9 protein-coding genes and 1 pseudogene are annotated in these 9,004 nt (G+C 63.0%); 7 read left to right on the top strand and 3 right to left on the bottom strand.

The window, feature by feature from the left end; genetic code table 11:
* Positions 1-296 (bottom strand): annotated as a pseudogene (locus AB0O52_RS07650) (hypothetical protein); the annotation flags it as partial.
* 126 nt (positions 297-422) lie between these two features.
* Here AB0O52_RS07650 and AB0O52_RS07645 point away from each other — a divergent pair.
* Positions 423-1,052 carry a cation diffusion facilitator family transporter gene (locus AB0O52_RS07645; protein ID WP_364535591.1) on the top strand — a complete coding sequence of 210 codons (630 nt, stop codon included), beginning with the start codon at positions 423-425 and terminating at the stop codon, positions 1,050-1,052.
* Positions 1,053-1,439: 387 nt separating this feature from the next.
* On the opposite strand, the gene AB0O52_RS07640 is transcribed toward AB0O52_RS07645, so the two are convergent.
* The gene (locus AB0O52_RS07640; RefSeq protein ID WP_364535588.1) at positions 1,440-1,955 is read right to left on the bottom strand and encodes a DUF2127 domain-containing protein; all 516 of its coding nucleotides are present in this window, start codon (positions 1,953-1,955) and stop codon (positions 1,440-1,442) included.
* Between the two features lie 120 nt (positions 1,956-2,075).
* Between AB0O52_RS07640 and AB0O52_RS07635 the strand changes: the two genes are divergently transcribed.
* From AB0O52_RS07635 to AB0O52_RS07615, 5 genes are all read left to right on the top strand, one after another.
* Entirely contained in the window at positions 2,076-2,996 is a 921-nt protein-coding gene (locus AB0O52_RS07635) for an ABC transporter ATP-binding protein (protein WP_364535586.1), read from the top strand.
* Positions 2,993-3,802, top strand: a complete 810-nt coding sequence (locus AB0O52_RS07630) for an ABC transporter permease (RefSeq protein WP_364535584.1) — start codon at positions 2,993-2,995, stop codon at positions 3,800-3,802. Before AB0O52_RS07635 ends, AB0O52_RS07630 begins: the two co-directional genes overlap by 4 nt.
* Positions 3,799-4,506 carry a hypothetical protein gene (locus AB0O52_RS07625; protein ID WP_364535582.1) on the top strand — a complete coding sequence of 236 codons (708 nt, stop codon included), beginning with the start codon at positions 3,799-3,801 and terminating at the stop codon, positions 4,504-4,506. Before AB0O52_RS07630 ends, AB0O52_RS07625 begins: the two co-directional genes overlap by 4 nt.
* 211 nt (positions 4,507-4,717) lie before the next feature.
* Positions 4,718-6,016 (top strand): LCP family protein, encoded by a 1,299-nt coding sequence (locus AB0O52_RS07620; RefSeq protein WP_364535580.1) that lies wholly within the window; start codon positions 4,718-4,720, stop codon positions 6,014-6,016.
* Between the two features lie 47 nt (positions 6,017-6,063).
* The gene (locus AB0O52_RS07615; RefSeq protein WP_364535578.1) at positions 6,064-6,546 is read left to right on the top strand and encodes a carboxymuconolactone decarboxylase family protein; all 483 of its coding nucleotides are present in this window, start codon (positions 6,064-6,066) and stop codon (positions 6,544-6,546) included.
* 44 nt (positions 6,547-6,590) lie between these two features.
* Here the strand turns inward: AB0O52_RS07615 and AB0O52_RS07610 are convergent, their stop codons facing one another.
* A complete protein-coding gene (locus AB0O52_RS07610) occupies positions 6,591-7,286 on the bottom strand; it encodes a hypothetical protein (protein ID WP_364535577.1) in 696 nt (231 codons plus the stop codon).
* Positions 7,287-7,708: 422 nt separating this feature from the next.
* Here AB0O52_RS07610 and AB0O52_RS07605 point away from each other — a divergent pair, with 422 nt between their 5' ends.
* A complete protein-coding gene (locus AB0O52_RS07605) occupies positions 7,709-8,455 on the top strand; it encodes a UTP--glucose-1-phosphate uridylyltransferase (RefSeq protein WP_364535575.1) in 747 nt (248 codons plus the stop codon).
* Positions 8,456-9,004: the final 549 nt, after the last annotated feature.

Here is a 9,004-nt window from a genome sequence, read left to right as displayed (position 1 = left end):
CTGCGCCGGGCGGCATCGAACGCGACCGCGATCCTCGCCTGCGCGGCCGAGGCGGCGGACTTCAGGTCCTCAAGCCCACGCAAGAGGTTGATCAATTCGGCACCGTCGGCCGGTTCGGTGCGGCCGGCAAGTTCGGAGCCGCCGTCCGCTGCCGCGCCGTTCGCGAGGCCCGGCCGAAGCGAGTGCACGGCATCGATCAGGTCCCGCACCTGGACGCCCGGGACAGCAATATCCGGACCTGCGCTGCCCGACGGCGCGCCCGATCCGATCAGCTGTGTTCCCCGGCTCCCATCCATAACCAAAGCATTCCAGAGGGGTACGACAGTAATAGGTCGAAGAACGACCTTCCGCCGAAAACAAGGAAAATTAGTGGAATTGGCGCTCCGAGCGTGCCGGCAGACCCTCATGGTTACTCTGAAGGGGTGACTCGTACCCGTCGGCTGACCGTCGTCCTGATTTTGAACCTTGCGCTGGTGGCTGGGTTGCTTGTTGTGGGAATCTCGGCGAACTCGCTGGGAGTGCTCGCAGAAGGCGCGGACTACCTGGCCGATGCCGCAGCCATCGGGCTCTCCATGTTCGCCGTCCGGGTGTCCAAGCTGGCGCCGACCCCTCAGCGTCCGCAGGGATATCCGATGGCCACCACGCGGGCCGCAGGGGTCAACGCCGGCTGGTTGCTCGTCTTGAGCCTCGCGATTCTGGCGGGCGCGGCTGGACGCCTCCTCACCGGTACCAGTGAAGTGCACGGGCTGCCGGTGCTCATCGTCAGTGGGGTTGCCGCCGTCGTGATGTTCGTGGGCGCCCTTATCCTCAGCGGTGACGGCAGCAACAAAGCCGGTGGCGATCTGAATATGCGCGCCGTCCTGCTTGATACCGCCGGGGATGCCGCGGCTGCGGCCGGAGTTGCAGTGGCAGGGGCCGTCATCTACGTGACGGAAGGCCTCTATTGGCTCGATCCTGTGGTCGCGGCGATCATTGCCGCGGTGGTGGGATATCACGCGGTCCGCTTGCTCATCGAGATCTTCCAGGCCCTGCGTGCGCACGTCCGGGCCTGAGGGGTTAGCAGGCTTGGCGCTCGGAAAAAGACCGTGGCCGGCACTAAGTAATGTACGGGCCGAACTCTGCCTCAGGGTCGCGCCTTCTCCGTGGGAATAGGGCGCGTCTTGCTTCGTCAAGGACGATTACGACCAGCAGGACCGGGGCCAATGCGATGGACAACATGGTCCACGCTGCCTCTCGTCGAACATCTTTCGGTGGCCGCTTGGGGGGTTCCGGCCGCCTTGGGCCTCCATGCATCAGAGTGATCATGGTTTGAGGGTAGGGACCCGGACGGCGCAGCGCTTGAGTGGCAACTACCTGAAAAGATGCGCCCGAAACCACCCGCTGACCTGTTTTTGCTCGAAAGTAATGCCCAACCGGCGGCGCCCGCGGGCGGACGAGCCTCAGCCTGTGGACTGAGGTGTCGGAGAGGCCTGCTGATTCCGCGCCTTGTGGATTCGGTATTCGCGGGCAGTGATCCAGACGATGAAGATGTCGAAGGCTGTCAGGAGGACAAGGCCCCAGGAGAAGGCCACGGCGATCCGGTAGCCCTGGTAAAGGATGAAGACCAGCAGGAACGCGATCATCCAGGGGTAGGCCCAGAGCTTGTCCTTCAGGACTGCCCAGACCAGGACGATTTTCACCAGGCCGTGAAGCAAGAGGTAGATGGCACCGAACAGCGTCGCCGAACCTGAGAGGTTGGAGCTCAGGTGCACCAGGCTGTTCGCCAGGAAGTCGTGAGGATCCTGGGCGAGTTCGTGCTGGGTGAGGAACCGGACCAGATCGTCGATTTGCCGCGGCGTCACGATCAAAAGAAGGATGCCGCCGATCAGTTCCAGGACGCCGTCCAGGCCCTTCAGGATGAGGCTCACGCGAAATGTCCGGTCGAGCAAGGAAGTTCCAGCCGGTTTCGTTTTCATGACACTTCCCTTCGGTAGCTCAAGATACATTCTTTCTTATGTGGACACTGCGGGACCTCGCCACGTCGGAACGTCCATCCCCGAAAGGAACTGTTTCCATGAACCGCACGGATGTAGACCATGCCTGATCCCTCAGGAGTCTTCGCAATTGAAGCACATGGCCTGAGCAAGACGTTTGGCAGGCATACCGCCGTCGACGGGCTGAGCATGCGCGTGCCCGCGGGAGCCATCGCAGGTTTTATCGGTCCCAATGGGGCAGGCAAGACGACCACCATTCGACTGCTCCTGGGGCTGGTGCGGCCGGATGCGGGCGGCGCTACGGTTCTGGGCCACTCGGTTACTGAATTCGAGCGTTACCTGCCGCGCGTCGGGGCACTGGTGGAGGCGCCTGCGTTCTATCCGGGCCTCTCCGGGCGGACCAACCTGGAGGTGCTCGCCCGCCTTGGAGGCCATCCCGGTTCCCGCGTGAGCGAATTGCTGGAGGTGGTGGGACTCTCCGATCGGGCGCGTGATCGGGTCGGAACGTATTCGCTGGGCATGAAGCAACGCCTTGGGGTGGCGATGGCCCTGCTGCCGGATCCGGAGCTGCTCATTCTCGACGAGCCAGCAAATGGCCTCGATCCCCTCGGCATCATCGAGATGCGCGAGATGCTGCGCCGTTTGGCCGGCGAGGGGAAAACCATCCTGCTCAGCAGTCACTTGCTCGGCGAGTTGGAACAGCTCACCGACTGGCTGATCATGCTCAATCAGGGCAAGGCCCTGTTCTGCGGGCCGGCCCGGGAGCTGTTCGCTCAACGCGTCGAACTAGTGGTTGAAGCCCAGGACGCGGTCCAGTTGGATCTGGTGGCCCGGATAGCGGGTGAGGCAGGCTATGCGGTCACGAGGGACGATCAGGTCTTGCGCATCGCCTGTTCTGCCGGTTTTGCCGATACCTTGAACCAGCAGGCCAAGGAAGGCGGCGCGCCCGACCTGACCATCCGGGTAAGGGAAGCCAGCCTCGAGCAGCTGTTCCTGGCTTTGCTGAGAGGAGACCACTCATGATTTCCGTGATCCGCGCGTTTCGCAGCGAATTGCTCAAGTTCCGCCGCTGGAGTGTTTTGGCGGTCGCCGGGGTGATGCTGGTGGTGAGCACCTTTATCGCATATCTGACGTTCCACCAGATCGCATCTGGAGCCACCGGCCGTGAGATGACCGGCCTGATTGCTGCGTTCCCCACACCTCAGGGATTGGTTTCGATCATTGGCCAGGCCCGTTCCCTGATCATTGCCATCGCATTGGTCATGGTGACAGCCAATCTCGCCGCGGAATGGTCCCAAGGGACCGTGCGCAACCTGTTGGTCTGTGAGCCGCGCCGCCTGCGGTGGTTGGCGGGCAAAATGCTGGCGCTGGTGCTTTTTGTGCTGCTCTCGGTGCTGCTCACCCTGCTCATCAGCGGCACCTTCATCCTTGTGGTTGCTCAAGGCCAGGGGATTCAGACGGCGGCCTGGATGTCTCCGGAGGGGCTGCAGGTCTTCCTGGCGTTCCTGGGCAATGAGGTGCTGTGCCTCATCGGAGTGAGCGCCTTGGGCATGCTCGTCGCAGTGCTCACTCGTTCGGTGGCGACCGGCGTCGGCATCGCCCTGGCCTACATCCTGGTGGTCGAAGGCATTATTGCGGTGGTTTTGCCGCAGGTCACCCAGTGGTTCCCGGGCCGGGTGTTCAACACCATCGTGGGGACCGCCGTGCCACTGGTTGGCCCGGTACCTCCCCAAGGCTATCCGGCGGCCTTGGGGGCAGCGCTCCTGTGGATTGTCGGCTTCGTGGTGGTGACCGCCGTCGTGTTCCCCCGCCAGGACGTCAAGGCGTGACAGCGTGGAACCCGCCCCCCGCGGGAGGTGAGCCTTCCGGCGTCGTCGGCAACGAGCGCCTGACCGCACTGATCGGGGCCGTGGTGCTGGTGCTGTCGGTGGCCGAGATCGCCACTGTTCCGACTCTGGGCAGCCTGATCGTGGCGCACTTCTTCGTTGGCGTGCTCCTGGCGGGCCCGGTTGTGGCAAAGACCGCCAGCACCGGCTGGCGATTCATTCGCTACTACTCGCGGGATCCCGCCTACCGCCGCAAGGGTCCGCCCCGGCCGCTTCTGCGCGTGATCGCTCCGCTGCTCGCCGCGTCGACGCTCACGCTGATCGGCAGCGGGATCGCCTTGGCCATCACCGGGCCTGCCCCCGAGATCCTGGTCCGGGTGCACGTTTTCAGCTTCTTGGTCTGGCTCGCCACCCTCGCAGTGCACGTCTTCGCGTACGTGAGGCGGGTACCCAGGCTCATAGCGGAGGACTGGCGCCCCCTCGCGCGGAAGCGCGAGGACGGGGCCGCACCGGAGCCGTCGGGACGCCGGATGCGGCTGGCGGTCAACATTGCAGTGCTCGTCCTGGCCGCGATCGCTGCGGTGCTGCTTCTGCCGACTGCCGCACCATGGGAGGGATGGCGTGGTCAGGCCGTGACCGGACCTGGGGTCCTCGCCGTCGCAGTGAGCATCGGGACCGCGGTCGCGGTGATGCTCAAACGCCGCTAGAGGGGGAAGAAGGGCTGAACCACGACGGCGGTGAGGCTCGCCATTGGGGGCTGATGGTTTCCCGCGTCGTCGAGTCCATTACGCGATTGGCCGATTACAATCTGCTTACCCGCCGGTCGCGCCGCGGACCCAGCCACCACGCCAACCGCGGCGGGGACAGGAGAATTGCATGAATGATGGGCACCGCACAAGCTTTCAAGGTCCTCGCCACATGCGGCGCAAGTCCCGGCGCAAATCCGTCATCCTGATCGCGGCCACGTCGGTCACGGTCGCGGTGGCCCTGGCGGCCGCCGTCGCGGTCACCTATGTGGGCGCGACGGCGGTTGCGGTCAACAACAACGTTCACCGCTCGGATGTCCTCAAGGATCTGAAAACGTTGCCCGCGGCGGTGCCGAAGCTGAGCCAGGACACGAACATCCTGGTGATGGGCCTGGACACAAGAGTTGACGAGAAGGGCAAGCCTCTTCCTCCGGAGATGTATGACGCCTTGCACGCGGGCGATGAGAGTATCGGCGGTTACAACTCCAACGTCCTGATGCTTATCCACATCCCTGCGGACGGTTCCAAAGCAGCAGGCATCTCCATTCCCCGGGATGACTACGTCCAAGTCGACGGCATACCGGGAAGCGGCCCCTTCAAAGCGAAAATCAAAGAGGCTTACGGCTACGGATTCGCGGCGGAGAAGACCTCCTTGATCAACGAAGGAAAGCCCGACGACGACACGACGTACCAGGCGGCCCGCGATGCCGGCCGCAAAGCCGAAATAGCTACCGTGACCAAGTTCCTGGGAAGCGTGCACATCGACCACTTCATCGAAGTCACCATGGCCGCGTTCTACCAGACGGCCCAGGCGATCGTGCCCATCACCGTGTGCGTGAACAAGGCCACCCAGGACACTTTCTCCGGGGCCGACTTCAAAGCGGGCATGCAGCAGATCGACGCCAGACAGGCCATGGCTTTCGTGCGGCAGCGCCGGGACACCTCCGACCCGACGTACCTGTTCTCGGACCTGGACCGTGAACGCCGGCAGCAGGCCTTCATCGCCTCGGTCTCCCACCAGCTCAAGGACGCCGGGACCTTCACCGACATCGGGAAAATGCAGGGTGTCCTGGACGCGGTGAGCAAGAACATCGTGGTGGATTCGGAGTTGAACCTGATCCAGCTTGCCCAGCAGGCCACCTCCCTGACCGGGGGCAACATATCCTTCTCCACCCTGCCGATCACAGGCTTCGGAACGTCCCCGGATGGCGCCTCCATCAACACCGTGGACATCGCCCAGGTGCAGGCCACCGTTAAGGAACTCCTCACGCCGGTACCGCCGGCTCCTGCACCGACGCCGACGGCGACCCCGACGACGGCGGCCGCCTCGCCAGCGGCAACGGCACCTCCTGCAGCACCCGCGCCAGGGACGGCAACTCAAGCACCAGCTACCCCGTCAGCACCTGCGGGCAACGTCTACGCGGATTCCACGGGGGCACTCCAGGGCGGCGCCATAGCCTGCGTGAAATAGCGAGGACACTCCAGAGACTAGGGAGTTCTCTCCGATAGGCTCGGCGAATGAGCGAAAATACCCCGAGACTCGCTGGCTATCTGGACAAGCAACAGCCCGGACTTTATCAGGCACTATCCGGCTACGCGGAGCAGGTCACTGCGGAGGCGGACAGGACCGGGATCCCGCGGCGCACCCTGGAGTTGTTGAATTACCGGGCTTCGCAGATCAACGGCTGCGCTTTCTGCCTGGATCTGCATCACCGCCGCGCTATCGGCTACGGAGAGACCGAGCAGCGGCTTTCATTGGTGTCGGTGCATGGCGAGGTAGGGCTTTTCAACGAGGCCGAACAGGTGGCGCTTGAGCTCGCCGAACAGATTACGCGCATGAGCACAGCCCGTCCTACCGCCGAGCTGTTTTCCCGTGCGAGGAAGGTCTACACCGAGGAGCAGATCAGCGTGCTGTGCATGGCGTGCATCGGTATCAACGCGTTCAACCGCTTGTCCATCCTGAGCGAGCACCCGGTGCGCAAGGCCCGTTCGTCGTCGTGATGCGCGCGAAGTCGGCCGCCCCGGGGGTCAGCGTGCTTTGAAATTCACTTAAGGAAGGTTGCGTTGAAGGAGTCCAGGTCGACCGCGACCCCGTTGAGGCTCTGGTTGAACTTCTGCTGGACACCGACCCGCATCGTCGTTGGCGTATTCCAGCCTCCGTATTGAACCGGCGTCGGGGAAAGATAGTTGGCCGTCCACCTGTTGTAGTTGATGTTGCGGGTGTCGGTGTCCCAGAGCGGTACGTCAGAGAACGCCGTGGTGTTGTTCATCAATTGCGGCCACATGCCGGACCCGGAGTAGATCACGGGCCGGACACCCATGCCCTTTACGCCGTCGACCATGGCGCGGGTAATTTGAGGTCCGCCCGTTTCGGCGTCAAGGGCGAAGAACTGGAGTTGGGACGCGTACGGGCCGGCCGCGTTGATCCCGCCTTGCCAGCAGTTAGGGTCCCGCGTGTATACAGCGATTTTCAGACCAGCGTCGAGGGCCATTTTCAGCTGGGTCTGGGTCCGGGACCAAGTGTCGCAGGTTCCCCATGCGGTCGAGTGCATGACATACAGCCGGAATCCGGCCTGATAGGCCTTCCTGAACCAGTTGGGGTCCGTAATGGTGTTTGCAGTATCGAGGACTTTCACTGAAGGGTCCGCCGCGTTTGCGGCTGGGGCAAAAGCAAGGCCGAGGACGATCAATAGGGCTGTTAAGGCGGCGATGGCGTTTCTGGCTGTGGTCTTGGTGTTCAAGGGGTGCTCCTGGTGCAGGCGTGAACGAGTGCGGCGCGATGATGTTGCGCAGGTCCCGAGCCCAGCCCCCGGGTAGACGACGACGCGTCTTGCATCTGGTGTGATGCGAACCCCTAGGCTATGCCGGGTTCCTACGGGTGGCAAGCACTCGCGGGCCCGCCCATCCTGAGCAAGCACCCGGTGCGCACGGCCCGGAGTTGACGACTTCTTGGCCGGAAGGCTAGAAATCTTGCCTCAGGGATTAGCCTTTTTGAAAATCCATTCGTAGGATTTGCCCTATGTCTATGGGGAGATTAGTTCGTAAAGCGGTTATTCCGGCAGCCGGATTGGGCACGCGCTTCTTGCCTGCCACCAAGGCGATGCCGAAGGAAATGTTGCCGGTGGTGGATCAACCGGCCATCCAATAGGTCGTTGAGGAGGCCGTGAAAGCGGGACTCAGCGACGTGCTGATGATTACAGGCCGCAACAAGCGTGCTCTTGAAGACCATTTCGACCGGGCACCTGATCTCGAACGCTCTTTGGAGCTGAAGGGCGACGAAACCCGCTTGGACGCCGTGCAGCATGCCTCCGGGCTTGGGCCAATCCACTATGTCCGGCAGGGCGCACCGAAGGGCTTGGGCCATGCCGTGCTGTGCGCCAAGCAGCATGTCGGTAACGAACCGTTTGCCGTGCTCTTGGGGGACGACCTGATTGACGAGAGCGAAGAGCTCCTGTCAACCATGATCGACGTTCAAGCGAAGACCGGCGGCTCGGTGATTGCTCTCATCGAGGTGGAGCCGTCGCAGATCAGCGCGTATGGCTGCGCCGACATTACGACCATCGCGGGGGAGGACTACGTCCAGGTCAACAGCCTCGTGGAGAAGCCTTCTGTTGAAGAAGCGCCATCAAACTTGGCTGTCATTGGACGCTATGTTCTTCACCCGGCAGTGTTCGATGTCCTCGAGGAGACCGGGCCCGGGCGCGGCGGCGAGATCCAGCTGACCGACGCACTCCAGACCCTCGCAAAGGGCGAAGGCGACGGCGCGGGCATTTACGGGGTCATCTTCCGTGGACGCCGCTACGACACTGGTGACAAGCTCAGCTACTTGAAGGCCGTCATCACGCTGGCGTCCGAGCGGGCCGAGTTCGGCGAAGACCTCAAAACCTGGATGAAGGAATTCCTCGGCTAGGACGGCTGTGGTCTTCATCCGGAGGGTGCGGACGGCCTCCGACATGACAGCCGTGTGGATCGCCGAGTATGCGTGGGCGTCAGCGGATCGTAGAGCATGTCGGGTCGGCGCATCCGGATGCCGAACTCGGCATGCTGTTTTGGCATACCCCTGAGCTGCTTAGGGCCCAGCTCGTCGGCATGGACCTTCTTAGGTCCCGATTAGGAGCCGGATGCTAGATTGTGTCGAGCGTCGGCTTCAGCCCACGTTTATTTCTTTTATTTGGGGGGCCCATGCGTGTCTGGAAGTCGAAGACGAGTGCATCGTTCATTGCCATACTGAGCGTGCTCTTCTTGGTCCTGCAGTTAGGTGGGGCAGGGCCCGCCTCTGCTGTTTCGGATACTGCGCCGCCGGTGCTGGCGAGCTCGTCAGTGACTCCTACCTCCGTTGACATCAGTTCCACCCCAGGGACCGTGACGGTGTCTGCGCACATAACCGACGCGACCGGCGCGACCGTTCCCACGGCCGACATGAAAAACGTCGGAACCACTCAAACCCTCGGCTTCGGAG

Source organism: Arthrobacter sp. NPDC080073, assembly GCF_040686575.1.
GTDB lineage: Bacteria > Actinomycetota > Actinomycetes > Actinomycetales > Micrococcaceae > Arthrobacter.
Note: the sequence above shows the minus strand (reverse complement) of the source record. Positions and strands in the feature narration are given on the sequence as shown.